Genomic DNA, 25330 nt, shown 5'->3' with positions numbered 1-25330 from the left:
CCTGTCAGCGATAAGGACCCATCAAGTCGGGATCGACCTCGGGGTTCGGCACGGCCGGTGGCGCCTCGCCTTGCGCCGCAGCCTGCTTGAGCTGGTAGACGTAGACGAGCACCTGGGCCACCGCCACGTAGAGTGCGGCGGGGATTTCCTGGCCAAGCTTCGTGCTTGCATACAAGGCGCGTGCCAGCGGCGGCGCCTCGACCAGCGGAATGCGGTGGCTGCCCGCCACCAGGCGGATCTGCTGGGCCAGCACGTCCACGCCCTTGGCGATCACCCGCGGCGCGCCCATGCGGCCGTCGTCGTAGCGCAGCGCCACCGCGAAATGGGTGGGGTTGACCACCACCACGTCGGCCTTGGGCAGTTCTTCCATCATGCGGCGGCGCGCCTGCGCCATCTGCACCTGGCGAATGCGGCCCTTCATCTCGGGGCTGCCCTCGCTCTCCTTCATCTCGTCCTTGATCTCCTGCCGGCTCATCCGCAGCTTCTTCGTGTGGTCGTACTTCTGGTACAGCGCGTCGAGCCCGCCGATCAGCGCGAGGATGCTGCCGAACCACAACGCGGCCTGGCCCAGCAGGCCCAGCGCCTGCGCGATGTCCGCAGTTACCGCGCCGCGCCCGGTGGCCTGCAGTTGGCCCTGCCAGTGGCGCAGCAGCAGCGCCAGCACGGCGCCGATGAACAGCAGCTTCAACAGCGCCTTGCCCAGCTCGACCAGGCCGCGCAGCGCGAAGATGCGGCCCAGGCCCTTGATCGGGTCCAGCCGCTCGAACTTCGGCTCCAGCGCCTTGCCGCTGAAGTTCAGGCCGCCCAGCAGCAGCGGCGCCGCGAGCGCGGCCAGCAGCGTGGCCAGCGCCACCGGCGCGAACAACGCCAGCGCCTCGTGCAGCGCCGCGTGCAACACGCGTCCCGGCAGCGCGTCGGAGAACAGCGCCTCGCGCGAATAGCCCAGGCCCAGCCCGAAGATCCGCTGCGCGTGTGCGAACGAAGCCGGGCCGCCGGCCATCAGCGCCGCCACGCCCGCCAGCACCACCGCCGCGCCGGCGAGGTCGCGCGATCGCGGGACTTCGCCCTTCTCGCGCGATTCCTTCAGCCGTTTCTCTGTCGGCTGTTCGGTTTTTTCCTGGTCGCTGTCGTCGCTCATCGCTCATCCACCGAGCAGATGGCGCATCAGGCCCCAGGCATCGCCCTGCAGGGCGGCGAACGCGCCCGGCAGGCTGCGCAGGGAGAGCCACAGGGCGATAAAGCCCAGCGAGACGGTGATCGGGAAGCCCACCGCGAACAGGTTCATCGACGGCGCCGCGCGGCTGATCGCCGCGAAGCCGATGTTCACCACCAGCAGCGAGGTCATCGCCGGCAACGCCACGCGTACCGCGCCGCCGAACAACTGCACGCCAAAGGCCAGCACCGCGTGCAGCCCGTTCGCGTCGAGCGCGGGGCCGCCTGGCGGCAGGCTGGTGAAGCTGTCGGCGAGCAGCGCGATCAGGCGCAGATGGCCGTCCATCGCCAGGAACACCAGGGTCACCAGCACCAAGTAGAACTGGCCCAGCACGTTCGCACTGCCGCCGGCCTGCGGATCGACCACCTCGGCAAAGCCCAGGCTCATGCTCTGCCCCACCAGGCCGCCGCCGAACTGCACCGCGTCGAACACCAGCTTCAATACGAAACCCGTCGCCGCGCCGATCGCGACCTGCCCCACCAGGGCCAGCATGCCCGCCGCGCCGAGCACGTCCGGTGCCGCCGTGGACGCCAGCGGCGCCAGCACCAGGCTGAGCACCACCACCACGCCCAGCCGCACCCGCATCGGAACCACCGAGGCGCCGAACACCGGCGCCAGCAAGCACAGCCCGCCCACCCGCGCCAGCGCCCACAGGAAGCGGTCCAGCCACGGCAGCAGCCAGGCCACGTCCAGCGTCATCACCGGATCACCCCCGGCAGGCTCTCGATCAGCTGCGTGGTGTAGTGCACCAGCAGGCGCAGCATCCACGGCCCCGCGATCAGCGCCACCAGCGCCATCGCGATCAGCTTGGGGATGAAGCTCAGCGTCATCTCGTTGATCTGCGTGGCCGCCTGGATCACGCCGACCAGGAGACCCACCGCCAGCGCGGTGAGCAGCAGCGGCGCAGCCACCAGCATCGCCACGTAGAGCGCGTGCTGGCCGATTTCCATGATGGATTCGGGGGTCATGGGCGCGCACCTTCGGCGCGGCTCGCCGATGCAGCAACAAAGAGCGTTCGTCCTCCTTCGGAGGGCGAGTCACTTTTCTCTGCGTGGCCAGAGAAAAGTAACCAAAAGAGAGGCCACCCCGATGGCGCGCCCTCCAGGCATCCTGCCTTCCGGGTGCGCGGGCGGGCTGTGGGGTTTTTCGACAGCACCTCCTGTGCTGGCGAAAAACTGGCCGGCATCCATGCCAGCCACCCTGCGGGCTTTCCGTCGCCCACCCGCCGCGCCATAGGGGCCCCGGGTAGAGCGGCGCGCTCCCAGCGCGCACTTTTCAGAAGAGCCGCAGCCAGAGCGCCGTGCGTCGCGCGGCTCTCGGCTTTTCGCATTTGCTGTTGCTTCTGGCGCGCAGGAAGCGCGCCTGCTTTTCCCGGGGCCCCTGGGCGGCGGTGAGGCGGGGGCGAGAAAGCCGCGCAGCGGGCGAGGCCAGGGATGGCCTCGCCTTTTCGCGCGGGCAGGAGCCCGCTCGAAAAGCCCGGCCCCGCCTCACGCACTTGCCGGGCAGGACGCCCGGCAAGCGCCAACCGGGGTGGCCTTTCTCTTTGGTTACTTTCTCTTTGGCCACGCAAAGAGAAAGTAACTCGGGCGCCGCAGGCGCTCGAAAGCTCTTCGCGGACAAACCCGCCAGCGGCAAACGCTCCCGCGAGCACCCGCCCCTCAACCCGGCCCTCTCCCCTGAGAGGAGAGGGAGTAGCCACCAGCACAGCGCTCATGTGTAGAAGCTCCCCGCCAGGGTGCCCAGCAGCAGCGTCCACCCGTCCACCAGCACGAACAACATGATCTTGAACGGCAGCGAGATGATCATCGGCGAGACCATCATCATGCCCATCGACATCAGCACGCTGGCCACCACCAGGTCGATGATCAGGAACGGGATGAACAGCAGGAAGCCCATCTGGAACGCGGTCTTCAGTTCCGAGGTGAGGAAGGCCGGCATCGCCACCTTGAACGGCACGTCGGCCTTGCTGGCGTAGGGCCGCTCGCCGGCCAGTCGGGTGAACAGCGCGAGATCCGCTTCGCGGGTCTGGTCGAGCATGAAGCGCTTGAACGGCGCGGTGGCCGCCGGCAGCGCCTGCTCGGCGCTCATCTGGCCGTCCATGTAGGGCTTCACGCCATCGGCATAGGCGCGGTTGAGCACCGGCGACATCACGAACAAGGTGAGGAACAGCGCCAGTCCCAGCAGCACCTGGTTCGGTGGCGTGGATTGCGTGCCCAGCGCCTGGCGCAGGAAGCCCAGCACGATGATGATGCGGGTGAACGCGGTCATCATCAGCAGGATCGCCGGCAGCAGCGTCAGCACCGTGAGCAGCGCCAGCATCTGCAGCGACAGCGTCCAGTTCTTCGCACCGCCCGGCGCATCGTGCACGGTCAGCACGGGGATGCCTGCGCCGCCGATGCCGGCCGGGCTGGCCGGCATCGACACGGTCGGCATGGCCGACGCGGCTGCGTTGTGCGCGGATTGCGGCGCGGCCGACGCGAGCAGCGGCAACAGCAGCAGGGCGAGCGCGAGCCAGCAGCGCGCGGCAAACCGGAAATGCCTGCTCACGGCTGCGGCTTCCAGCGCGACAGCAGCTGCGCGATGCTGGGGACGGCCGGCAGCGGCGCCGCCGTTGCGGGCTCGGCCGGCGCCGCACCCTCGTAGACGTGCAGCGTGCGCATGCCGCCCGGGCCCACGCCCACCAGCAGGCGCTTGCCGTCGGCATCGAGCAGCAGCACGCGGTCGCGCGCGCCCACCGCCATCGCCTCCACGCAGCGGATGCGCCGCCCGCCCGGCCGGTTGCGCGCCTGCATGCGCCGGCTCAGCCAGCCCGCCACGAAGATCAGCGCCACCACCGCGGCGAGACTGAGCAGCACCCGCAACAGCTCGCCGCCCACATTGACGTCCGCCGCGGGCAGCGCCGCCGGCGCCAGGGCCGCGACGATGCGGTCTGCGATGGCCGATTCCCGGCTCACGGCCTTCATCAGCGCAGCTTGCGCACGCGTTCGGCGGGGCTGATCACGTCGGTCAGGCGGATGCCGAACTTCTCGTTGATCACCACCACCTCGCCGTGCGCGACCAGGGTGCCGTTGACGAACACGTCCAGCGGTTCGCCGGCGGCGCGGTCCAGTTCCACCACCGAGCCCTGGTTGAGCTGCAGCAGGTTGCGGATGCTGATGCGGGTGCGGCCGACCTCCATCGCCAGGGTCACCGGCACGTCGAGGATCATGTCGAGGTTGACTTCGCCGGTGCCCGTGCCGCCCCCGCGCAGCGAATCGAACTGGAGGCGTTCGCCGGCGTCGCCGGCAAGGGCTTCGGTGGAGTGGTTCATGCGATTTCTTCCCGGCTGGGCAGGTCGCCGCCGGTGCGCACTTCGCGCCGGCCGACCTGGGTGTGGAAACGGATGGCGTTGCGGCCGTTGGCCTGGCCGTAGCGGCCGCGGAACAGCGGCACGTCCTCGGCGTAGACGGTGGCCAGTTCGGGCAGCTGGATGGGCAGCACGTCACCGGGACGCAGGTGCAGAAACTCGCCCAGGCTGAGCTCGATGTCGAGCAGCTGCGAGCTCAGCGGCACCTCGGCGTCGAGCACTTCGTCGCGCAGCAATTCGGCCCAGCGGTCGTCGCGGTCGACGCGGTCGCTCTGCACGCCGGCATCGAGCAGGGTGCGGATCGGTTCGACCATCGCGTACGGCAGGGTCAGGTGGATCTCGCCGCCGCCGCCGTCGAGCTCGACGTGGAAGCGCGACACCACCACCGTCTCGGTAGGGCTGACGATGTTGGCGAATTGCGGGTTGATCTCCGAGCCCTGGTACTCGAACGACAGTGCCAGCACCGGCGCCCAGGCCTCCACCATCGCGGTGAACAGCTCGGCCAGCATGATCTGGATCACGCGGTTTTCGGTGGCGGTGAAGTCGCGGCCCTCGATGCGCGCGTGGAAGCGGCCGTCGCCGCCGAAGAAATTGTCGATCACGCTGAACACCAGGCGCGGCTCGAACACCACCAGGGCGGTGCCGCGCAGCGGCTTGATACGCACCAGGTTCAGGTTGGTGGGCACCACGAGGCCATGCACGTACTCGGCGAACTTCTGCATCTTCACGCCCAGCACCGAGACCTCGCAGGTCTTGCGCAGCACGCTGAACACGCCGCTGCGGAAGTAGCGCGCGAAGCGGTCGTTGACCATTTCCAGCGTGGGCAGCCGGCCGCGCACGATGCGATCCTGCTGGGTGAAATCGTAGGAGATCACCGCGCCGGCAGGCAGCGGCTGGTCACCGCCGGTCTCCACCGCGCCGTCGGTCACGCCGTCGAGCAGCGCGTCGATCTCGTCCTGGGAAAGCAGGTCGCTCATCGCCGGCGTCCCGTCACTGCATCACGAAGCTGGTGAAGTACAGCGCGTCGATGCCGGGTCGGCCCAGCCGCGCCTGGACGATCCTGCGCACTGCCTCCAGTGCCTGCGCCTGCAGCTTTTCGCGGCCGGCGGCGTTGCTGATGATCGAGTACTCCTGGTTGCTGAACAGCGACACCAGCGCGTCGCGGATCACCGGATCGGCGGACTTCGCCACCTCGATCGCCTTCGGGTCGTGCGACATCAGGGTCACCGCCACCTGCAGGTAGCGCAGCGATTGCTCGTCGCGGAAATTCACCACGAAAGGCGGGTCCATCGGCAGGTACAGATCGGGCTTGGTGTCCGTCGCGTGCCTGGAAGCGGCCGCGTGCGCGGCCTTCTGCGCCTGCCAGGCGTAGCCGCCGCCGGCCAGCGCCAGCAACACCACCACGCCGATCAGCAGCGGGCCGCGTCGCTTGCGCGTCGCCGGTGCCGCCACGGTCTGTTCCTCGTTGGCCATGAAATCCTCGATCCGTCCGGTTGGGAATCGCGCGCCGCAGCGCGCCCACCCGTCCAATGCAATCCATGTGCCACGCGCGGAAAGCCTTGCGGCAAGCGCTTTCGCGGCGGCCTGCGCGAAAACCGGGGCGGCGCGCGGCGCTTTCTTGACGCGTGCCGGAAGGCCGCCGCGACGCGATCGCGACGCGCGCCCGCGGAGCACCCGGCCCCAGGCGTGCAACCGCCGCCGACGCGGCCGCGGCCCTGCGGATTCCGGCCTGCCCAGGCTCCCCGCAAGAGCCGCGCCGGCCGCCACTTGCGCGCAAGCCGGCGACGGGCGAAGGCGGGGCGATCCGCCCACGACCGGGCGACGCTGCAGGAACGCGCGCAGACAGGACCGGCCCTGGGCTTGGGTTGGCGCGGCCGCCGCGCGGGGATCGTGAACCGCCGCTCAGGCGAACGCGTCGAGCAGGCCGATCCGGCTGTTCGCGGCGGGCAGGCCCGCGCCCTGCACTTCGCCGACCTCGTCCGCGTCCGTCGGCGCAGCCTGTCCCTCGCCCCGCGCGCGCTGGTCGCCGCGGGCCTGCTGCTGCCCCACTTCGGCATGGCCTAGCGAGAGGCCGTGCCGGGCCAGCAACTGGTCGAGTTGCGGCAGGCTCTGCTGCACGGCCGTGACGGCCGCCGGGTGCTGTGCGCTGAACACCACGTCCACGCGGTCGTGGCTCACGCTGAGATGCACGTCGATCGAGCCGAGATCCTCGGGATGCAGGCGGATCTTCGCCTCCTTGATGTCCTGCTGGCCCAGCCACAGTACCTGCTGGCCGAGCTCGCCGGCGAAGCCGGGGCTGCCAGGCGGCGTCGCCAGCTGCAACTGGGGCAACGCCGGCGCGGCGGTTGCCGCTGCCGGCGCGGGCGTCGTGGCCAGCGCCAGCGCCTCGAGGCCGTGGTCCTTGTGCGTGCCGGTGGCGCCGGCGGCCAGCGCATGCTCCGCGTCGCCCAGGGCGGCGGCGAGGTTCGCGGCCGGCATGGCGGTGGCAAGCGCCGCGGCCACGCCGGCCTTGTCGTCCAGCCCCGAGCCCAGTGGCAGCAGGCCGGCCTTGGCCTGGCCCGAGCCATTCGCCGATACCGTGGCATTGTCCGCGCCGGACGTTGCCACCGGCATCCCGTTGGCGACCTGGCCGAGCATGGCGAGCAGGGCACCGGCCAGCGTGGCGGCGCCTTGCTCACCGGAGGTCGAGGTTTTCGCCGGGTCCGCCGTCTTCGCCGTCGCGGTGGCCACGGCATCGGCCGCCACGGCCGCGACCGGCGGAGCCAGCGATGCGAGCAGGGCGGTGTCGATCGGGTTGGTGTCGGCCGATCCGCGCGCCGCACCGGACGGTGTGCCCGCGGCCGGGACGACGGGCGTCGGGGGCATTGCGGAAGTCGCAACAAGCGTGGCCACGTTCGGCTCCTGCGCGGGTTTCGCCGCGGCATCCGGGGTGGCGGCATGATCCGGCCCGCGTGCAGCCGGCGTCGATGCCGGGGGCGTGTCCGCCGGCGCGTCCGTGGGCTGCGTGCCGCGCGCGGCCTGCAGATGCCGGTCGAATGGATTCGGCGGCGCGGCGGCGCGCGACGGCGCGGCGGGCGCGCTGCGCACGCTGCCCGCGGCGGTTGCCGGGGGGAGGATGGCGGCTGGCGTCATGGTGCAGGGATTCCCGTGCTGGCAGGCAGGCGCGTCATCGCGGTCGCCGCTGCTGCATGCGTTCGTCGGCCTCGGCCTGTTCGCGCCGCTCCTCGGCGCGGCGTTCGTGTTCCTGGTGCTGCACGACCACGCTGCCCAGCGCACTCTCGCGCGCGTGCGCCTGCTGCCAGTGGTCGCGCACCTGGTCGAGCCGGCGGTGCTGGCGGTGTACCTCGGCGCTCTGCTGGGCGATCGCCTGGTCGATGCGCGCGACGAACTGCTGGCGGTTGAGCAGCGCGCTGACGCTGACTGCGCCCTCGCCTGCCGCGGCGTATTCGTTGCGGTAGCGCTCGAGTTCGCCGAGCTGGTGCTCGGCCTTCGCCAGTTGCTGCTGCTGCGTGGCCAGCTTCGCCAGCGCGTCCTCGGTCTGCTGGTGGGCCTGGTCCACCGCCGGCTGCAGGCGTTTTGAGCGCGAATTCATGCAGTCACCTGTTCGGCAAGCTGGTCGAGCCGCGCGACGGCGGCTTCGAGCGTCATCGGTTCATCGACTTCCTGCTGCAGGAAGTCGCGCAATTGCGGCCACAGCTCGATGGCTAGGTCCACCTGCGGGTCCGAACCCTTCTGGTAGGCGCCCACCGCGATCAGGTCGCGCTGCTGTCGGTAGGCCGAGTAGACGCGGCGGAAGCGCTGCGCCGCCTGCAGGTGCTCGCGCGCCGCCACCTGCGGCATCACGCGGCTGATCGAGGCCTCGATGTCGATCGCCGGGTAGTGACCGGCCTCGGCAAGGTCGCGCGAAAGCACGACATGGCCGTCGAGGATCGCGCGCGCGGCGTCGGCGATCGGATCGTGGCGATAGTCGTCGCCCTCGGTGAGCACGGTGTAGAACGCGGTGATCGAGCCGCGCCCCTCGGCGTCGTTGCCGGCGCGCTCGACCAGCGCGGGCAGCAGCGCGAACACGGACGGCGGATAGCCCTTGGTCGCTGGCGGCTCGCCGATCGCGAGCGCGATCTCGCGCTGGGCCTGGGCGTAGCGGGTCAGCGAATCCATCAGCAGCAGCACGCGCAGACCCTGGTCGCGGAACCACTCGGCGATCGCGGTGGCGTACTGCGCGCCCCGCAGCCGCTTGAGCGGCGGCGCGTCGGCGGGCGCGGCGACGATCACTGCGCGGCGGCGCCCTTCCACGCCCAGCGTGTGTTCGACGAATTCCTTCACCTCGCGGCCGCGCTCGCCGATCAGGCCCACCACCACCACATCGGCGTTGGTGTAGCGGGTCATCATGCCGAGCAGGGTGGACTTGCCCACGCCGGAACCCGCGAACAGGCCGAGGCGCTGGCCGCGGCCCACGGTGAGCAAGGCGTTGATTGCGCGCACGCCGACGTCCAGCGGCGCGTCGATGGGCTTGCGCGCCATCGGGTTGATCGGCTCGTTCTTCAGCGCGGCGTGCTCGTCGGCGTCGAGCGCGCCCTGGCCGTCCAGCGGCAGGCCGTCCGCGCCGACCACCCGGCCCAGCAGCTGCCGCCCCACCGGCAGGCCGCCGCTGCGCGCGCAGGGACGCACCCGCGCATTCGGCAGCACGCCGTGCATGTCGCCCACCGGCATCAGCAGCAGCCGTTCGTCGGCGAAACCCACGACCTCGGTTTCCAGCCTGGCGCCGTCGGCGGTGTCGACCAGGCAACGCGCACCCAGCGCGGCCTCGCAGCCCTCCGCCTCCAGGGTGAGGCCCACCACGCGGCGCAGACTGCCCTCCACCGCCAGCGTGCGTGCAGCGGCCGCGCGCGCGGCCTGCCGCGCGAACTGGCGCCGCCAGCGCTCGCCGCGCGCAGCGGGATCGGTACCGGCGCTCATGCGTCGCCCCCCTCCGGCGCGGCGGCGTCGCCGAGCACGGCGTCGACGATCGCCGTGAGGCGGCTTTCCACCCGCGCGTCGAGCCGCGAGTGCTCGCTTTCCAGCAGGCAGTCGCCGCGCGCCAGCGACGGATCGGCAAGCAGCTGCCAGTGGCGCTCGACGGCGTCCAGCTCCCGCAGCAGGACGAGATCCTGCGGATGCAGGTGCACGCGAAGTTCGCGGGTCGCCGCGGGCAGCGCGCTGGCCGCCTCGTGCACGGCGCGCGCGATGAGTTCGGGCGACAGCTGCAGTTCGCGCCCGATCACCCGGCCGGCCACCACCATCGCCAGGCGCGCGAGCTCCTGCGCCACTTGTTCGTCGAATGCCTGCAGCGGACGCGCCGCCGCCTCGCACACGGCATCGAGCTGCGCCAGGCGCTCGCGCAGCGCCTGCTCCGCCGCGGCGCGCCCTTCGGCGAGGCCGGCGGCGCGGCCCTCGTCACGCGCCTGCTGTTCCAGCGCCTCCAGCTCGCGCACGGTCGGCTGCGGCGGCGGCGCGTCGGCAGCCGCCGATGGTTCCGGCGCGGCGCCGACCTGCGGCAGCTCCCAGCGCCGGAAGTCCATCGCGGCGTCGTGGATCGCGGCCATCAGACGTAGTCATCCCCGCCGCCGCCCAGGCTGAGCTGGCCGGCGTCGGCCAGCTTCCTGGCCGCGGCCAGCACTTCCTTCTGCGCCGCGTCGACCTCGCTGAGGCGCACCGGCCCCTTCACCTCGAGGTCGTCGCGCATCATGTCGGCGGCGCGCTTGGACATGTTCGCGAAGATCTTCTCGCGGATCGCCGGCTCGGCACCCTTCAGCGCGGTGATCAGGATGCCCGACGGCACTTCGCGCAGCAGGGTCTGCATGCCGCGGTCGTCCAGCTCGGCGAGATCCTCGAACACGAACATCAGGTCCTCGATGCGACCGCCCAGCGCCTCGTCCTGGCTGCGGATCGCGGTCATCAGCTCGGCCTCGCGGCTGCTGTCCATCGCGTTGAGGATGTTCGCGGCCGCCTTCAGGCCGCCCACGTTGGCGGACTTCAGCTTCTTGGTGTTGCCGTTGAACTGGCGCTCCATGATCTCGTCCAGCTCGTTCAGCGCATGCGGCTGCACGCCGTCGAGCGTGGCGATGCGCATCACCGCGTCGGAGCGCACGCGCGGCGGCAGGTAGCCGATCACCTCGGCCGCCTGGTCCGGCTCCAGGTGCGCCAGCACCAGCGCGATGATCTGCGGGTGCTCCTGGTTGATCATCTCGGCGATCGCGCGGCTCTCCATCCACTTCAGCGATTCCAGACCCTTGCTGCTGCGGCCGAGCAGGATGCGGTCGATCAGGCCGCCGGCCTTGGTCTCGCCGAGCGCGTTGGTGAGGATCTTGCGGATGTATTCCTCGGTGCCGACGCCCAGCGATGTCTGCCGGCCCATGTCCTCGTCGAGCTTGTCCAGCGCTTCCCCCACCTGTTCGCGCGAGACGCTGGACAGCGCGGCCATCGCGCTGCCGACCGCCTGCACGTCGCGCGCGCTGAGGTGCTTGAGCACTTCGGCCGCGTCCTGCTCGCCCAGCGTGAGCAGCAGGATCGCCGCGCGCTGGGCGCCGGTGACGGGGGCCTCGGAGCGGTTAATTGCCATCTTCGTTCACCCAGTTCCTCACCACTTGGGCCACCTGCCGGGAGTTCTCGCCCACCATGCGCCGGGCCAGGCCGATGCGCTGCTCGTAGGCCAGCGCCGGCGCCGCGTCGAGGCGGGCCGGCTGGCCGCCGGCCAGCTGGCCGGCGGCGTTCGGCTGGTCGTCGCCCACGCGCACGGATACGGTAGGCAGCGGCGTTGCCAGGACTTCCCTCGCCGGCGCGGCGCGCAGCAAGCCCTTCAGCAGCGGGCGCAGCAGTCCGAATGCGACCAGCAGGGCGATCAGCACGCCGAGGCCCTGCTTGATCAGGTCCAGCGCGCCGGGGCGCTCCCACAGCGGCGTCGCGGGCTCCGCCTCCGGCGCGGCGGTGCGGTGGAAGGCCTGGTTGATCACGCTGACGCTGTCGCCGCGCGAGGAATCGAAGCCCACGGCGTTCTTCACCAGATCGGTGAGGTGCTGCAGCTCCTGCGGGGTGAACGGCACCTCCTTGGCGGCGCCGGCGGTACCGGTAGCGGTGAGCTTGTCGTCCACCACCACCGCCACGGTAAGGCGGGCCAACCGGCCGGCCGGATCGCTGCTGTGGCTGATGGTGCGGTCGAGCTCGTAGTTGCGCGTGGCGCTGCTGGAGCTCTCGCCGTCGCGACTGTTGGTGGTGGCCGACGCGGTGCCGCCCGGTGCGGCGGCCGTACCGGCGTTCGGCTTGGCGGCGGTGGGTTGCGCCACCGTCGCCGGCGGCTGGTTGCTCAGCGCGCCAGGCACGCCGCCACCGGCGCCGCCGTCGCTGCGCTGCTCGCTGCTGACCTGTTCGCTGCGCAGCGCCGGGTGGTCGTGGCCGTAGGTTTCGCTGGCCTTCTCGGTCTGGCTGAAGTCCAGGTCTGCGTTGACCTGCGCGCGCACCCGGCCGGGGCCGACCAGCGGCGTCAGCAGCTCCTCGATGCGCTGGGCGTAGGTGTTCTCGATGCGCGTGGCCAGGCGCAGGCGGTCGTCGCCCGCCGCATCGGGCGCATCCGCGTTGCTGCTGGTCAGCAGCCGGCCCTGCTGGTCGACCACCGAGACCTGGTTGGGATCCAGCCCAGGCACGCTGGACGCCACCAGGTGCACGATCGCCGCCACCTGGCCCGCGTCGAGCTGGCGGCCCTGGTACAGCGTGAGCAGCACCGAGGCGCTGGCGCCGTGGTTGTCGCGGATGAAGGCCGAAGGCTTGGGCATCGCCAGGTGCACGCGCGCGGCGCGCACGGACTGCAGCGACGCGATGGTGGCGCCGAGGTCGCTCTCCAGCATCTGCTGGTAGCGCGTGCGCTCGGCGAGGTCGCTCATGCCGAACGGCGAGTCGCCGGCCGGAGGCGTGTTGATCGCGGCACTGCCCTGCGGCAGGCCCTTCGCCGCCAGCCGAAGCCGCAGCGCGGCGAGGTCGGCGGCCGGCACCATGATCGAGGTGCCGTCGCCACCCAGCTTGTACACGGTGTTGGAAGCCTGCAGCTCCTGGGCGATCGCGGCGGCGTCCTTCTGGTCCAGCCCCGCATACAGCAGGCCGTAGTTCGGACCGCGCGACCACAACACCACCGCCACGCCCAGCGCCACCGCCGCGGCCACCGCCACCAGCAGCGCGAGCTGGCGCGCCGCCGGGTTGCGGGTGATCTGCTTGAGGGAGTCCAGGCGCGCGCCGCTGTTGCTGGCGGTCGTCGCGATGGCATTCTCGGCCATGCTGCTGCTCGTCGGTCAGGGCGGTTCGGTGATGGGGGCGTCGGCGTCAGACCGACATGCTCATGACGTCCTTGTAGGCGTCGACCAGCTTGTTCTGCACCGCCACCGCGGTGCGCAGCGAAAGGTCCGCCTTCTGCACCGCAATCATCGTGCGGCCGAGGTCGGCGCCGGGATCGCCGCGCTCGAAGCTCGCGGCCATGTTGCCCGCCTCGACCTGGCTGTTGCCGACTGCGGCGATCGATTGCCGGAGCAGCGTGGAGAAATTCGCCGGGCCGCCGCTCGCCGGCGCCTGCACCGCGGTTTCCGGCATGCGCACCTGCGCCGTCATCTGGCGCATCTGGGCAAGCAGGTTGTTGACGTCGATCGTGCTCATGCCGCGGTGTCCGTGCCGATGGGTGGAAGACGGAATCCCGTCGCGTGACGGGTTTGCAGGGGATGAATGCAGGAGCCGTGCCAGTGGTTTTCGAGGATTCGGGATTCGGCGGAGCCGGTGGCGAAACGGGCTTGCGGCGCGCTGGCTCTCGCCGCATCCCGGATTCCGTATCGAGGCTTCACGCCGCCAGGCCGTTCGCCTGCAGCCCGTACTTGCGCAGCTTCTCCACCAGCGTGGTGCGCTGCATGCGCAGCAGGCGTGCGGCGTGGGCCACCACGCCGCCGGTGGCGTCGAGCGCCTGGCGGATCAACCCCACCTCGATGTCGGCGAGGTGATCCTTCAGGTCGATGCCGTCTTCCGGCAGCAGGCGCTGCGATTCGTCCACCGGATGCACGCCGATCGCGCCTGCCACCGCATGGACGTCCTCCATCAGCGCCAGCAGGGCCGCGCCGTGCACTTCCTCGCCTGCCAGGCCGTGGCGGTATTTCGCCGGCAGTTCGCTGGCACGCACCTCGCCGTGCGGGCAGAGGATCGCCATGCGCTCGACCAGGTTCGCCAGTTCGCGCACGTTGCCCGGCCACGCATGCTCGCGCAGCGTGTGCATCGCACCGGCGCTGAAGCGCGCCACGTCGAGGCCGCGGCGGGCCAGGCGCTGGTTGAACTCGTCGATCAGCACCGGCAGGTCCTCCAGCCGCTCGCGCAGCGCCGGCAGTTCCAGCGGGAACACGGAGAGGCGGTAGTACAGATCCTCGCGGAACTTGCCCTCGCCTATGGCCTGCTCCAGGTCGCGGTGGGTGGCGGCGATGATGCGTACGTCGCAACGCTGGGTCTTGCTGCCGCCGACGCGCTCGTACACGCGCTCCTGCAGCACGCGCAGCAGCTTCACCTGCATCGGCAGGCTCATGTCGCCGATCTCGTCGAGGAACAGCGTGCCGCCCTCGGCCAGCTCGAAGCGGCCCTTGCGTGCGCTGATTGCGCCGGTGAAGGCGCCCTTCTCGTGGCCGAACAGCTCGCTTTCCAGCAGCTCGGCCGGGATCGCGCCGCAGTTGATCGCCACGAACGGCTTGTCGCGCCGGGCGGAATGCTCGTGGATGGCGCGCGCCACCATCTCCTTGCCAGTACCCGACTCGCCCAGCACCAGCACGGTCGAATCGAACGGCGCCACCTGGCGGATCAGCGCGTTGACGCGCACCATCGGCGCCGAGTGGCCGACGAAGCGCAGCGCGCCGGACTGGCCGCCCGTGAGGCGTGTGTGGACGCCGCGCAGCGCCTCGGCCACCTGCTCGTAGCGCAGCGGAAACTCCAGCGCGGCCACGCGCGTGCCGGACGGCGAAGCCATCCGCGCGCAACGCTCGGCCAGCGGCGCATCGGCGGCCACCAGCACCGGTACGTGGTTCGCCGCCTCACCGAGCAGGGCCAGCTGGCGTTCGGCCGCGGCCTCGCTCTCGACCTTGCCGACATAGACGGCCTGCCAGGCGTGGGTGGACTCGTCGACGGACCGGCATTCGGCCGCGAGCTGCGGCCGGTGGCCCAGGAAGTGAAGCGCCGACAGCAGCGCTTCCGCACGCGCCGCATCGGACTCGATGACGAGAAAATCGAATTTCTGCACAGCCCCTTCTCCTTACCGCACTCGTCGCAACCCTTCGGCTTCCATCGGGGTGCGCTGATCGTCAGTGCCGGCTTTCCGTCGCCGGCTCGATGAACGGTGAGCAACAAGGAGGCCAACTTTGACGGCGGTGGCGACGACAAAGCGTCGCCTGGACGCAGAAAAACGACGACCGCAGCGGATCGGCATGCGCAAGAGTTTGCCGCAAGCGCATGACACGAAAGGTCTTTGAGAAAAACCGGCGTCGTGACGAAGACATCCGGAAGCACGTGACGGCCGTCGAAAAAGCCTTTGCCCGGATCACGTAAATGTGATCGGTATCACATGCGAAATGACGACTCCGTCGGAGTCTCAACCGAGCTGCTGGCGTGCCTCTGCCACTTTGCGTCGGTGATGGCGGAACACGAGGCGCTCAATCGCGTCACTTGTCGCGTCACCCTGCGTGGCGAACTCGACGAAGCCCCGGCTTTCATCGATGGCGCGCACCATGCGGCCGGCCAATTCGAGCGGCAGGCTGCGACAGGCATCGAAGCGCAGGCGCAGCAGCAGGCCCTCTCCCGCCGGCAGCAGCGCGGCCGGCAACTCGGCGCCCACGGCGTTGAAACGCAGCGTCTGGCGGGGCGGCAGCGCGGCGGCGGGCGCCAGCAACTGGTTCACGATCTCCACCAGCGCGGTGAGCTTGGCGTCCATGCGCAGTATTTCCTGCATCAGCGGATTGTCGTCGTCGCCGGGATCGGCACGGCGCTCCTCCAGGGCGGCCAGCGTCGCCAGGGTGTTCGCGTTGCGCTCGGCCAGCCGCTGCAGCAGTTCCGGCGACGGCGGCCATGCCAGCGGCTCGCTGTCGGCGTGCAGGTGTTCCTCGCTGCTCAGGCGCTGATCGAATTCGTCCCAGCTGCTGGCGGTCATGTCGGCTCCATGTGGCTATCCGGGCATCACCCCGTCATGGCGGATTTCAATATGCAGGGCCGCTTCTGTCCATCCGCACGTTCCCCGCTCCTCAAAGCCGGGGCCACCCATGGTCGCCCCCAGGCGTGGGCCGATCGCCCCGGCAGACGGCCGGCCTGCCTTCGTCGAAGATCCTTCGGCCTGCGGACGGACAGAACCGGCGATGTCCGTGCGGAACGGGCCAGGGCATCCCTTGCCGCTGCACGATGCGCGCCAGGCGCCTGCGGATCAAGCGCGCCCGGACGGCGCCGCGGCCCGATGGCCGTCGCCGCCGTTCAGCCTGCGAGGTCGACATAGGTGCGCAGGGCCTGGTGCGCGTAACCGTGGCGGGCCAGCGCATCGGCGACTTCGCTGCGCGCATGCGCCGCCAGGTCCAGCATCTCCCCGTTGCAGGCCAGCAGCCGCTGCAGCAGTTCGCGGCTGTGCGCGTCGTGCGGATGGCTGGCGTGCAGCAGCGGCTGGCGCTCGGCGTCCAGGCCGGGCAGGCTGTCCCAGCGGCCTTCTCGCGCTGCCGCCAGCATCGCGGCGCTGACCGCCAGCGCGCGCTCCAGCGGGGCGTGTCCCGCGGTCACGCGGCGCTGCCGGCCCTGCCGGCGAGGTAGGCGTCGCGGATGCCGTTCCAGCCGTCGCGCACCGGTTCGAGCAGGCGTGCGCATTCGGCCAGCGCGTCGTCGTCATTGTTGAGCTGCGCGAGCAGCAGGCGACGATTGATGTAGTCGTAGAGCGAATCCAGTCGCTGGGCCACACTGCCGCCGGCCGCGTGGTCCAGGCTGGCGCGCAGTTCGCCCACGATCGCCACCGCCTTGGTGACCATGGCACCCTTGGCGGGTACGTCGCCGCGGCGCAGGTGCGCGCGCGCCTGCGCGATGCGCTCGATCGCGCCGTCCAGCAGCATGGCGATCAACTGGTGCGGGTCGGCGCCCTCCACGCGCCCCTCCGCGCGGGTCTGCTGGTACATCGCGCTGGCCTGGCGCATATAGGCGTTCGTCATGACCGCTTCCTCGTCACTTGCCCGATGAAGATGAATTGCCCAGCAGCGCGTTCATCGAGCTGGTGAGGTAGCTGCTGGTGTTGTTGAGCGAGGACATCAAGGTGTCCAGCGCGGTGTACTGCTGGCGCAGCTGGGTCGCGTAGACATTCATGCGCGCGGTGAGCGCCGTCGATTCCTGGCTCAGGTTGGTGAGCTGGTCCTGGATGCTGGCGGTGCGCGTGGCGATGATGCCGCTGCTGGAGGTGAAGCCATCCAGCATGCTATTGAGGCGGGTGGCGTAGCCGTTGGCGCCGGCGAACAGGTCCTGCACCGCGCCCGGGTTGCCCTGCAGCGCGCTGCTCAGCGTGCTGCTGTTGGATGACAGCGTGCCGTCGGCATTGCGCGTGATGCCCAGGGCCGCCAGCGAGCCGATGCTGTTGCCGGCCACGCTGCCGCTGAGCACGCTGTTGACCTGGCGCTGCACCGACATCAGCGTGGTGTCGCCCAGCAGCACTCCGCCCTGCTTGGTGCTGGGGTCGTAGCTGCTCAGCGTGCCCACGGTGGAGATGTAGCTGTTGTAGGCGGTGACGAAGTTGTTCACCGCGTCAGTCACCGCGCCGGTGTCCTGGCTCACGGCCAGCGTGGACGAGCCGGTGGCGGCCAGGTTCAGGGTGACGCCGTTCAGCGCGCCGCTCACCGAATTGCTGGCGCTGGTGACCGCGATGCCGTCGATGCTCAGGCTGGCGTCGCTGGCCTCGTTCGATCCCGCCGTGTTCAGCGTCGTGGCCAGCGATGACAGTCCCGCGCTGCTGCCGGCGCCCGCGCTCACGGAGAAGCCGTTGGCCACGCCGGTCTTGGTGGACGTCAGCAGCAGTTGCGCGCCGTTCGCGCCATTGACGATGGTGGCCTGCACGCCGGGATTGCTGCTGGACTGGTTGATCGCCGTGGCGATGGTGCTGATCGAGTCGGTCGCCCCGACGGTGATGTTCATCGACTGACTGCCGACGCTCACCGTCAAAGTTCCGGCGCCTACCGCGCTGCCCGACGCATAGGCGCCGCTGGCCCGCTGCTGCGCGGTGGCCAGGTGGTTCACCACCAGGTTGTAGTTGCCCGGCTGCGCGTTGGGGAGGGTGCTGGCGGTGCCCAGCGCGGTATTCCCCAGCGTAGCCGTATAGGTATTGAAGGTGATGCTGCTGGCCAGCGTGCTCAGCGTGGACTGCAGCGAGCTCAGCGCGCTGCCGAGGCCGGTCAGTCCGGCTTCCTGCGCCTGCAGTTGCGTGGTCTGGCTGCTGATCTGCTGCGCCGGGCCGGCCTGCTTGGCGTTGACCAACGCGGTGATGATGGCGTTGACGTCCAGCCCCGAGCCGATGCCCGCCGAGCTGAGCAGGCCAGCCCCGGTGTTGCTGTTGCTGCCCGAGCTGCCGCTCGTGGCGCTGGCGGAGGTCGTGGTGGTGCCGACACCGGAGATGGAAGTCATGGGTTATTCCTTTCGCGATCCGATCCCGTTCGATGGGGATGCAAGGACCACAGGCAAAACTCACGCCAGCCGCATGGGCTTTGCCTGAAACCCTCGTGGGGACGGCGGCTCCGCTGCTGGAGCCGCCGCCGCACTGGGCAACCGTTCGCGGCCCGACCGGCCCGTGAACGGTTCCCCTGCCGCCGTCACTGCAGCAGCTTCAGCGCCATCTGCGGGTTGGAGTTGGCCTGGGCCAGCACCGAGATGCCTGCCTGTTGCAGCACGTTCGCCTTGCTCAGCGCCGCCGTCTCGGCCGCGAAGTTCGCGTCCTGGATGGTGGATCGCGCCGCCTGCAGGTTGGTGGACTGCGCCGCCACCGTGGCGATGGTGGACTGGAAGCGGTTCTGCACCGCGCCCAGCTGGGCGGCGAAGTCGGCCACCGACTTCAGGGCCACATCGACCTGGGAGATCAGGGCGTTGGCGCTGTTGACGGTCTTCACGTTGCTGCCGGACAGCGAACCCGACACGGCGATGGAACCCGTGGCGTTGGTGGCCGTGGTCGAACCGTCCACGTAGGCGCCGCTGGTGATTGCGCCGGAAGACACCGCACCGCTCGCGGCGGCGCCGCTGTCGGTCACCTGGAAGCTGCCGTTGGCGAACAGGCTGACGCCGCCGTTGCCGTCGACTGCCGCGCTGACACCGGTGACGCCGGCGGCGTTGATGGCATCGGCCAGGTCCTGCACGGTCCCGGCTGTACCGGAGAGCGTGACCGACTTGCCGTCGGTGCCCTTGATGGAGATCTTGCTCAGGTCCATCGTCTGGGCATTGCCGCTGGCGTCGACGAAGGCGCCGCTCAGGTTGCCGGTTTCCAGCTGGGCGATCGAGCCCAGCGCGGAGGCCTTCACGCTGGTCTGCAGGTTCACGCTGATGGTCTGGCCCACGTCGGCGCCGACCTGGAAGCTCTTGGTGCCCAGCGAGCCGTCCAGCACCTTGGAGCCGTTGAACGTGGTCTGGTTGGCGATGCGGGTGATTTCCGCCAGGCGCTGCTGCACTTCCTGGTCGATCGAGGAACGGTCCGAGGCGGTGTAGGTGCCGTTGGCGGACTGCACGGCCAGGTCGCGGATCGCCTGCAGGTTGGCGGTGACCTGGTCCAGCGCGCTGCCGGCGGTCTGCGCCAGGTTGATGGCGTCCGAGGCGTTGGCGCTGGCCTGGGACAGGCCGCCGATCTGGGTGGTGTAGCGCTGCGCGATCGCGAAGCCCGCTGCATTGTCGGCGGCGCTGTTGATCTGCAGGCCCGAGGACAGGCGCATGGTGGCCTGCGCCAGGGCGCTCTGCGACTTGGACAGGTTGTTCTGCGCGTTCAGCGAGGAAACGTTGGTGTTGATGACCAGTGACATGGGATGTCTCCTATTTAAGCGGTCTTGAAGCTGTCGGATACCTTCTCCGGCGGTGCTCCTAGACCGGAGTGCCAACCGCCTCAGGGGATGTTTCGGCGACCGCGCGGGGTTCTTGAGTCATTTTCAGAAAATTCTTTGGCTTGGCATGAGTTATGCGCGGACACCGATCGCGCGCCACGCGCCGCCCTGCCCTTCGATCCGGCGTGCACCGCTGCTGCGAGGTCGCTGCAACGGTTGGCACCAACCTTGCTGACATCGTCCCAGGGCTGCTCGACGACGGAAAACCGTCGATGCCACGAGCGCCGGGACCCACCACACGAGGCGCAAGGCACATGCAAGCAGCCACCCTGCAGGACCACGCGGCAGAACACGCCTGGACGATTCCCCTGATGCGTGCGCAGCTGCCGGACGCGGACGCCTTGCTTCCCTACCTCCAGCGCATCGACGCCGCACGCTGGTACACGAATTTCGGGCCGCTGGTGGTCGAGCTCGAACAGCGCCTGGCGGCACAGCTCGACGCCGACGACGCGCCTTGCGTCGTCAGCCTGTCCAGCGGCACCGCTGCGCTCGAACTGGCCTTGTCCGCCATGCAGCTGCCGCCGGGGGCGTGCGTGCTGCTGCCGGCGCTGACCTTCGTCGCCACGGCCACCGCGGTGGTCCGCGCCGGGTACACGCCGCTGGTCGGCGACGTCGATGCCGGGAACTGGCTGCTCACGCCGGACATCGCCTACCGGATGGCGGCTGACCAGCGGATCGACGCCGTCATCCCCGTCGCCACCTTCGGACTCGCGCAGGACACCGCCGCATGGGACCGCTTCGTCGAGGACACCGGCATCCCCGTGCTCATCGACGCGGCGGGCGCCTTCGGCAACCAACGGGCCGCGCTGCGCTGCCATGTGGCCTTCAGCCTGCACGCCACCAAAGCCCTCGCCGCCGGCGAAGGCGGTTTCGTCGCCACGCGCGACCACGCGCTGGCCCGGCGGATACGCACGCTGAGCAATTTCGGCATCGACCTCGATCACGGCAGCCAGGTGTTCGCCCCCGGCGGCAACGGCAAGCTCAGCGAATACCACGCCGCCGTCGCGCTGGCCTCGCTGGAGCAATGGCCTGACATCGCGCGCGCGCGCCGCACGCTGCGGGCGCGCTACCTGCGGCAGCTGCTGCGCTCCTGTCCGGACGTCGTGCTGCAGGAGCAGGCGGTGGGCGGCGTGTATCCGATCCTCGTCGTGGCGCTGCCTCCCGGGGTACGCGCCACAGACATCCAGCAGGCGCTGGCGGCGCAGGACATCCAGACGTGGCAGTGGTACTGCCCTACCATCGACCGTCACCCGGCCTTCGCCGGCTACCGCGCGGAGCCGTTGGAGGTTGCGCATGCGCTTTCGGAGCGCCTGCTCGGCCTGCCGTTCTATCTCGACATCACCACGGCGCAGATCCACCGTGTCTGCGAGTCGCTGGCTCGCCTGCTTGCCGAAAGGTCGGCGTAAGCCCATGGACGGACAGCCATCCATGAGCGACACGGACACCGCGCAGCTGCAGCAGCGCTGCGAACAGCTGCAGGCGCGCATCGCCCTGATGGGCCAGTTCTTCGACGAGCACGGCCGGCGCGAAAAGACCCGGCTTCGCGCCAACGATGCGACGCGGCTCGACCGCATCCGCAGCCGCCCGGACTACGAAGATGCCTACGGCGAACAGCCGTTGATCTCGGTCATCATCCCCACGTACAACCGCGCCGAGCTGATCGCGGAGCGCACGCTTCCCAGCGTACTGCGCCAGGACTACCCGCACTGGGAAGTGCTGATCGTCGGCGACTGCATGGAGACCTCGCAAGCGGCACTCCTGCACGAGGCGGCACAGGCGGATCCGCGCGTGCGCTTCCACAACCTGCGTCGGCGCGGCACGTATCCGACGCTGAAGGGGCCGAAGTGGTATGTGGCCGGCATCAAGCCGATGAACTTCGGCCTGCGCCTCGCCCGTGGCGCCTGGATCGCCCACCTGGACGACGACGACGAATTCCTTCCCGACCATCTTTCCAGCCTGTTGCGCACGGCGCAGGAGCACCGGGCCGAGTGGACGCACGGCCGCGTGCGCTTCCTGGACGACCATGGCCGGGAGCAGGGCGTGGTCGGCAGCGCCACGCCGCGCTTCGGCGACATCGCGCGCATAGGCAGCCTCTACCACGCGGGACTGAAGACGTTCCGCTACAACCCCGGATGCTGGAAGTATTTCCACCCGGGCGACTGGGACCTGTGGGAGCGCCTGCTCGACATGGGCGTGCGCCACGCCCATAGCGGCGATATCACCGCGATCCACCACGGCGACTATTTCCGGGCGTCGGTGCTCGACCAGCAGCAGCCGACAATCCACTTCCGCCCGGCCAGCCCGGAACAGCAGTACCGCCACTGGCTGGATTCGCAACAGCTGTCCTCCGGGCAGGCGGCCCTGGCACGGGACCGCGCGGCAGGCTGCCGCGTGCAGGCATTCGTGATCGACACGGACGGCAGCCCCGCCGACGTGCAAGCCAGCCTGGACAGCCTGGCCGCCCAGCAGCATCGCGACCTGCAGGTCACCGTGCTTTCGGGCGATGCCGGCGGCAACGGCTTGGCGCAGCTCAACGCGCTGGCCCGCGCCAGCGACGCGGACTGGATCCTCCCGCTTTTCGCCGGCGACGAACTGGCGCCGCACGCCTTGTTGCTGCTGGGCGAGAACGCCGTCGCCCACCCCGAGCAGACCTGCTGCTATGTCGACGAGGACGCACGCGGCGACGGCGGCTATGAGCAACCGATCTTCAAGCCCGACCTGAACCTCGACATGTTGCGCAGCTACCCCTACCTGGGCCGTACCCTGGCCCTGCGGAAGGCGGCGCTGCTCGACCTGGGCGGACTGGATGCGCGTCACGGGCCGCTCGCCCACTACGACTTCGTGTTCCGCAGCATCGAGCGGCGCGGCCTGCAATCCGTGGGGCACCTGGCCGAAGTGCTGTACCACGCGCGCCTGCCCTTCGCGCAATGGCTGGCTTCACCTGCGGTACGCGAGCAGGCGGCCGCGATCGTCGGCGCCCATCTCGACCGGCTGGGTATTGCGCACGAGCTGCTTCCCGGCGCCTTCGCCGGCGTCACCCGCGTGCGCTATCTGTGCGAGCGCCGGCCGCCGGTCTCGATCATCGTGCCCACCCGCGACCAGCTGCCGATGCTCAACGGCCTGATCGACAGCCTGCTCGCCAAGACCCGCTACACGAACTACGAGCTGCTGATCGTGGACAACGACAGCAAGGACCCCGCCGCCTGCGCCTACCTGGACGGCATCGAGCGGCTGAACAACCCGCAGCTGCGCGTGCTGCGCTGGCCGCACCCGTTCAACTACTCCGCGATCAACAATTTCGCCGCGGCGCAGGCGCGCGGCGAATACCTGGTCCTGCTCAACAACGACACCGCGGTGCTGCACGAGGACTGGATCGAGGCCCTGCTCAACCACGCGCAGCGGCCCGAAGTGGCCATCGTCGGCGCCAAGCTGCACTACCCTGACGGACGCATCCAGCACGCCGGTGTGGTGCTAGGCCTGCGCGGGCCGGCCGACCACCCCTTCATCGGCGAGCCGATGGACGCGCCCGGCTACATGCACCGCCTGCAGGTGGACCAGAACTATACTGCGGTCACCGCGGCCTGCCTGATGATCCGCACCTCGGTGTACCGGGACGTCGGCGGCCTGGACGAGCAAGACTTCAAGGTCTCCTACAACGACGTCGACCTGTGCCTGAAGGTGCGCCAGGCCGGCTACCTCGCAGTGTGGACGCCCTACGCACGCCTGATGCACGAAGGCAGCGTCAGCCAGAACAAGGTGGACACCACCGCGCAGGAGGCCAAAGCCGCGCGCTTCAAGGGCGAACAGCAGGCGATGTACCGCAAGTGGTTGCCGTTGCTGGCGCGCGACCCGGCCTACAACCGCAACCTCAGCCTGGCCGGCAACGGCTTCGAGCTGGACCAGTCCCGGCCGCTGGCCTGGCAACCCTTCGAGCAGCCGCTGCTGCCGCGCCTGTTCTGCGTCGCCGCCGACGGCAATGGCTGCGGCCACTACCGCATCCGGCAGCCGTTCCACGCCATGCAACGGGAGGGGCTGGCCGAAGGCATGGTCACGCCGATGCACCTGCAGCCGGTCGCGATGGAGCGCTTCGCACCTGCCGCCATCGTGCTGCAGCGACAGCTCACCGACGCCCAGATCGAGACCATGCGGAACTACCGCGACTTCAGCCGGGCCTTCAAAGTCTACGAACTGGACGACTATCTGCCCAACCTGCCGCTGAAGAGCGTGCACCGCGACGGCGTGCCCAGGGATGTCCTGAAATCGCTGCGCAAGGCGGTGGCGCTCACCGACCGCTTCGTGGTGTCCACCGCACCGCTGGCCGAACAGTTCGCCGACATGCACGAGGACATCCGTATCGTGCCCAACCGCCTGCCCACGGACTGGTGGGGCGGGCTGGCCGGCCGGCGCCGCAAAGGCGCCAAGCCACGTGTGGGCTGGGCCGGCGGCAGCAGCCATCGCGGCGACCTGGAACTGATCGCCGACGTGGTGCGCGAGCTGGCCGGCGAGGTCGAGTGGGTGTTCTTCGGCATGTGCCCGGAAAAGCTGCGCCCCTGCGTGCACGAGTTCCACGACGGCGTGGCGATCGACAAGTACCCTGCGGCCCTGGCCGCGTTGGACCTCGACCTCGCGCTGGCGCCGCTGGAGGACAACCTGTTCAACGCCTGCAAGAGCAACCTGCGCCTGCTGGAATACGGCGCGTGCGGCTTCCCGGTGGTGTGCAGCGACATCGTCTGTTATCGCGGCGACCTGCCGGTGACGCGCGTGCGCAACCGCTACAAGGAATGGGTGGACGCAATCCGCATGCACACCAGCGACCTCGATGCGGCGGCACGCATGGGCGATGCGCTGCGCGAAGCGGTGCACCGCGGCTGGATGCTCAGCGGGGACAACCTGGTTTCCTGGCGCGACGCCTGGCTGCCCGGCTGAGCGGGCAGTCCTCGTCAGCGCCGCCTGCCCTTCACCACGGCAGGCACGCCGGCGACCAACGCGTGCGCCGGAACATCCTTGGTGACGCAGGCGCCAGCCGCGATCACCGCGCCGTCGCCGATGCGCAGCGGCTTGCCGGGCTGGCCATTGATGATGCAGGCGTTCGTGCCGATGAACACGCCGCGCCCGACGTGCACATGGCCGGATACCCTGGCTCCCGGCAACAGGGTCGTGTAGTCGCCGAGCACCACGTCGTGCGCCACTGAGCAGGCCAGATTGACCTGCACGTGCGTGCCGACCGAAACGTTGCAGGTAATCGAGCACTTCGCGCACACGACTGTGCCCGCGCCGAGGTCGACGAAGCGCGACATCTCTGCGCGCGGATGAATCAGGGTAGCCGGCCGGTGCCCGGCGGCTAGGCATGCTGCGACCGCGCGCTGGCGCTGTTCCGGGTCGCCAAGCGCAACGACGAAACGCGCGTCGTCACCGGGCTCGAGCTCCGCCAGCAGCACGACCGGGATGCCGTTGACCGGGCCGGCCAGATAGCGCGGGTGATCCACCACGAATTGCACTTCCACCCGCTCCCCCCACGCCTGCTCGGCCAGCCACGCGATCTCCCGGCCCGAGCCGCCGGCACCGAAGATGCGCAGCCGCCGGAACTCCGGCGGCGAATGATGAAAGGGATTGGGAGGATTCATGGCTCCGCCGTGGATGTACATG

Annotated in this window: 24 protein-coding genes; 2 read left to right on the top strand and 22 right to left on the bottom strand. The window is 70.0% G+C overall.

The window, feature by feature from the left end:
• Nucleotides 1–4: 4 nt before the first annotated feature.
• The 21 genes from flhB to AC2EWF_RS13175 all read right to left on the bottom strand — a co-directional run bounded on the left by flhB (nucleotide 5) and on the right by AC2EWF_RS13175 (nucleotide 19606).
• On the bottom strand, nucleotides 5–1138 hold the full coding sequence (gene flhB / locus AC2EWF_RS13275) for a flagellar biosynthesis protein FlhB (protein WP_483639860.1): 1134 nt from the start codon (nucleotides 1136–1138) through the stop codon (nucleotides 5–7).
• Nucleotides 1139–1141: 3 nt separating this feature from the next.
• Nucleotides 1142–1912, bottom strand: a complete 771-nt coding sequence (gene fliR / locus AC2EWF_RS13270) for a flagellar biosynthetic protein FliR (RefSeq protein ID WP_483639859.1) — start codon at nucleotides 1910–1912, stop codon at nucleotides 1142–1144.
• Entirely contained in the window at nucleotides 1912–2181 is a 270-nt protein-coding gene (gene fliQ, locus AC2EWF_RS13265) for a flagellar biosynthesis protein FliQ (RefSeq protein WP_483639858.1), read from the bottom strand. The genes fliR and fliQ overlap by 1 nt, the downstream gene beginning before the upstream one ends.
• Before the next feature lie 742 nt (nucleotides 2182–2923).
• Complete coding sequence (gene fliP, locus AC2EWF_RS13260) at nucleotides 2924–3760, bottom strand: flagellar type III secretion system pore protein FliP (RefSeq protein ID WP_483639857.1); 837 nt, start codon at nucleotides 3758–3760, stop codon at nucleotides 2924–2926.
• Nucleotides 3757–4167 carry a flagellar biosynthetic protein FliO gene (fliO, locus tag AC2EWF_RS13255; protein WP_483639856.1) on the bottom strand — a complete coding sequence of 137 codons (411 nt, stop codon included), beginning with the start codon at nucleotides 4165–4167 and terminating at the stop codon, nucleotides 3757–3759. The genes fliP and fliO overlap by 4 nt, the downstream gene beginning before the upstream one ends.
• An 8-nt stretch (nucleotides 4168–4175) precedes the next feature.
• Nucleotides 4176–4523 carry a flagellar motor switch protein FliN gene (gene fliN / locus AC2EWF_RS13250; protein WP_483639855.1) on the bottom strand — a complete coding sequence of 116 codons (348 nt, stop codon included), beginning with the start codon at nucleotides 4521–4523 and terminating at the stop codon, nucleotides 4176–4178.
• The gene (fliM, locus tag AC2EWF_RS13245) at nucleotides 4520–5536 is read right to left on the bottom strand and encodes a flagellar motor switch protein FliM (RefSeq protein WP_483639854.1); all 1017 of its coding nucleotides are present in this window, start codon (nucleotides 5534–5536) and stop codon (nucleotides 4520–4522) included. The genes fliN and fliM overlap by 4 nt, the downstream gene beginning before the upstream one ends.
• Nucleotides 5537–5549: 13 nt before the next feature.
• A complete protein-coding gene (locus tag AC2EWF_RS13240) occupies nucleotides 5550–6032 on the bottom strand; it encodes a flagellar basal body-associated FliL family protein (RefSeq protein ID WP_483639853.1) in 483 nt (160 codons plus the stop codon).
• 429 nt (nucleotides 6033–6461) lie between these two features.
• A complete protein-coding gene (locus tag AC2EWF_RS13235; RefSeq protein WP_483639852.1) occupies nucleotides 6462–7691 on the bottom strand; it encodes a flagellar hook-length control protein FliK in 1230 nt (409 codons plus the stop codon).
• Nucleotides 7692–7725: 34 nt separating this feature from the next.
• Nucleotides 7726–8151 carry a flagellar export protein FliJ gene (gene fliJ, locus AC2EWF_RS13230; RefSeq protein WP_483639851.1) on the bottom strand — a complete coding sequence of 142 codons (426 nt, stop codon included), beginning with the start codon at nucleotides 8149–8151 and terminating at the stop codon, nucleotides 7726–7728.
• Nucleotides 8148–9515, bottom strand: a complete 1368-nt coding sequence (gene fliI / locus AC2EWF_RS13225) for a flagellar protein export ATPase FliI (RefSeq protein ID WP_483639850.1) — start codon at nucleotides 9513–9515, stop codon at nucleotides 8148–8150. Before fliI ends, fliJ begins: the two co-directional genes overlap by 4 nt.
• A complete protein-coding gene (locus tag AC2EWF_RS13220) occupies nucleotides 9512–10141 on the bottom strand; it encodes a FliH/SctL family protein (protein WP_483639849.1) in 630 nt (209 codons plus the stop codon). Before AC2EWF_RS13220 ends, fliI begins: the two co-directional genes overlap by 4 nt.
• Nucleotides 10141–11157, bottom strand: coding sequence for a flagellar motor switch protein FliG (fliG, locus tag AC2EWF_RS13215; protein WP_483639848.1), 1017 nt, complete (start codon nucleotides 11155–11157; stop codon nucleotides 10141–10143). The genes AC2EWF_RS13220 and fliG overlap by 1 nt, the downstream gene beginning before the upstream one ends.
• Nucleotides 11147–12859, bottom strand: coding sequence for a flagellar basal-body MS-ring/collar protein FliF (fliF, locus tag AC2EWF_RS13210; RefSeq protein WP_483639847.1), 1713 nt, complete (start codon nucleotides 12857–12859; stop codon nucleotides 11147–11149). Before fliF ends, fliG begins: the two co-directional genes overlap by 11 nt.
• A gap of 46 nt (nucleotides 12860–12905) precedes the next feature.
• On the bottom strand, nucleotides 12906–13232 hold the full coding sequence (gene fliE, locus AC2EWF_RS13205; RefSeq protein ID WP_483639846.1) for a flagellar hook-basal body complex protein FliE: 327 nt from the start codon (nucleotides 13230–13232) through the stop codon (nucleotides 12906–12908).
• 178 nt (nucleotides 13233–13410) lie between these two features.
• Nucleotides 13411–14841: a sigma-54 dependent transcriptional regulator gene (locus AC2EWF_RS13200; RefSeq protein ID WP_483639845.1), complete on the bottom strand. Its 1431-nt coding sequence runs from the start codon at nucleotides 14839–14841 to the stop codon at nucleotides 13411–13413.
• Nucleotides 14842–15189: 348 nt separating this feature from the next.
• Nucleotides 15190–15744: a PilZ domain-containing protein gene (locus AC2EWF_RS13195; RefSeq protein WP_483639844.1), complete on the bottom strand. Its 555-nt coding sequence runs from the start codon at nucleotides 15742–15744 to the stop codon at nucleotides 15190–15192.
• 314 nt (nucleotides 15745–16058) lie between these two features.
• Nucleotides 16059–16355 carry a flagellar protein FliT gene (locus tag AC2EWF_RS13190; protein WP_483639843.1) on the bottom strand — a complete coding sequence of 99 codons (297 nt, stop codon included), beginning with the start codon at nucleotides 16353–16355 and terminating at the stop codon, nucleotides 16059–16061.
• The gene (fliS, locus tag AC2EWF_RS13185) at nucleotides 16352–16774 is read right to left on the bottom strand and encodes a flagellar export chaperone FliS (protein ID WP_483639842.1); all 423 of its coding nucleotides are present in this window, start codon (nucleotides 16772–16774) and stop codon (nucleotides 16352–16354) included. The genes AC2EWF_RS13190 and fliS overlap by 4 nt, the downstream gene beginning before the upstream one ends.
• Nucleotides 16775–16787: 13 nt before the next feature.
• Nucleotides 16788–18230: a flagellar filament capping protein FliD gene (gene fliD / locus AC2EWF_RS13180; RefSeq protein WP_483639841.1), complete on the bottom strand. Its 1443-nt coding sequence runs from the start codon at nucleotides 18228–18230 to the stop codon at nucleotides 16788–16790.
• Nucleotides 18231–18415: 185 nt separating this feature from the next.
• The gene (locus tag AC2EWF_RS13175) at nucleotides 18416–19606 is read right to left on the bottom strand and encodes a flagellin N-terminal helical domain-containing protein (RefSeq protein ID WP_483639840.1); all 1191 of its coding nucleotides are present in this window, start codon (nucleotides 19604–19606) and stop codon (nucleotides 18416–18418) included.
• Nucleotides 19607–19938: 332 nt separating this feature from the next.
• Between AC2EWF_RS13175 and AC2EWF_RS13170 the strand changes: the two genes are divergently transcribed.
• Together AC2EWF_RS13170 and AC2EWF_RS13165 are read left to right on the top strand one after the other, a co-directional pair.
• Nucleotides 19939–21090 carry a DegT/DnrJ/EryC1/StrS family aminotransferase gene (locus tag AC2EWF_RS13170; protein WP_483639839.1) on the top strand — a complete coding sequence of 384 codons (1152 nt, stop codon included), beginning with the start codon at nucleotides 19939–19941 and terminating at the stop codon, nucleotides 21088–21090.
• A gap of 22 nt (nucleotides 21091–21112) precedes the next feature.
• Nucleotides 21113–24610 (top strand): glycosyltransferase, encoded by a 3498-nt coding sequence (locus AC2EWF_RS13165; RefSeq protein WP_483639838.1) that lies wholly within the window; start codon nucleotides 21113–21115, stop codon nucleotides 24608–24610.
• A gap of 14 nt (nucleotides 24611–24624) precedes the next feature.
• On the opposite strand, the gene AC2EWF_RS13160 is transcribed toward AC2EWF_RS13165, so the two are convergent.
• Complete coding sequence (locus AC2EWF_RS13160) at nucleotides 24625–25329, bottom strand: acetyltransferase (protein WP_483639837.1); 705 nt, start codon at nucleotides 25327–25329, stop codon at nucleotides 24625–24627.
• Nucleotide 25330 lies beyond the last annotated feature (1 nt).

Source organism: Rhodanobacter sp. sgz306013 (assembly GCF_057031145.1).
The sequence above is the reverse complement of the archived record's forward strand: the minus strand, read 5'-3'. Positions and strand labels throughout refer to the sequence as shown.

Excerpts from the sequence above, each read along its gene's own strand:
- AC2EWF_RS13165 (WP_483639838.1), top strand. The coding sequence starts at position 21,113 with ATGAGCGACACGGACACCGCGCAGCTGCAGCAGCGCTGCGAACAGCTG.
- AC2EWF_RS13170 (WP_483639839.1), top strand. The coding sequence starts at position 19,939 with ATGCAAGCAGCCACCCTGCAGGACCACGCGGCAGAACACGCCTGGACG.
- fliI (WP_483639850.1), bottom strand. The coding sequence starts at position 9,515 with ATGAGCGCCGGTACCGATCCCGCTGCGCGCGGCGAGCGCTGGCGGCGC.
- AC2EWF_RS13195 (WP_483639844.1), bottom strand. The coding sequence starts at position 15,744 with ATGACCGCCAGCAGCTGGGACGAATTCGATCAGCGCCTGAGCAGCGAG.
- AC2EWF_RS13160 (WP_483639837.1), bottom strand. The coding sequence starts at position 25,329 with ATGTACATCCACGGCGGAGCCATGAATCCTCCCAATCCCTTTCATCAT.
- AC2EWF_RS13235 (WP_483639852.1), bottom strand. The coding sequence starts at position 7,691 with ATGACGCCAGCCGCCATCCTCCCCCCGGCAACCGCCGCGGGCAGCGTG.
- fliQ (WP_483639858.1), bottom strand. The coding sequence starts at position 2,181 with ATGACCCCCGAATCCATCATGGAAATCGGCCAGCACGCGCTCTACGTG.
- AC2EWF_RS13220 (WP_483639849.1), bottom strand. The coding sequence starts at position 10,141 with ATGGCCGCGATCCACGACGCCGCGATGGACTTCCGGCGCTGGGAGCTG.
- AC2EWF_RS13240 (WP_483639853.1), bottom strand. The coding sequence starts at position 6,032 with ATGGCCAACGAGGAACAGACCGTGGCGGCACCGGCGACGCGCAAGCGA.
- fliM (WP_483639854.1), bottom strand. The coding sequence starts at position 5,536 with ATGAGCGACCTGCTTTCCCAGGACGAGATCGACGCGCTGCTCGACGGC.
- fliE (WP_483639846.1), bottom strand. The coding sequence starts at position 13,232 with ATGAGCACGATCGACGTCAACAACCTGCTTGCCCAGATGCGCCAGATG.
- fliS (WP_483639842.1), bottom strand. The coding sequence starts at position 16,774 with ATGACGAACGCCTATATGCGCCAGGCCAGCGCGATGTACCAGCAGACC.
- flhB (WP_483639860.1), bottom strand. The coding sequence starts at position 1,138 with ATGAGCGACGACAGCGACCAGGAAAAAACCGAACAGCCGACAGAGAAA.
- fliR (WP_483639859.1), bottom strand. The coding sequence starts at position 1,912 with ATGACGCTGGACGTGGCCTGGCTGCTGCCGTGGCTGGACCGCTTCCTG.
- fliF (WP_483639847.1), bottom strand. The coding sequence starts at position 12,859 with ATGGCCGAGAATGCCATCGCGACGACCGCCAGCAACAGCGGCGCGCGC.
- fliG (WP_483639848.1), bottom strand. The coding sequence starts at position 11,157 with ATGGCAATTAACCGCTCCGAGGCCCCCGTCACCGGCGCCCAGCGCGCG.
- fliN (WP_483639855.1), bottom strand. The coding sequence starts at position 4,523 with ATGAACCACTCCACCGAAGCCCTTGCCGGCGACGCCGGCGAACGCCTC.
- fliD (WP_483639841.1), bottom strand. The coding sequence starts at position 18,230 with ATGACTTCCATCTCCGGTGTCGGCACCACCACGACCTCCGCCAGCGCC.
- AC2EWF_RS13175 (WP_483639840.1), bottom strand. The coding sequence starts at position 19,606 with ATGTCACTGGTCATCAACACCAACGTTTCCTCGCTGAACGCGCAGAAC.
- fliJ (WP_483639851.1), bottom strand. The coding sequence starts at position 8,151 with ATGAATTCGCGCTCAAAACGCCTGCAGCCGGCGGTGGACCAGGCCCAC.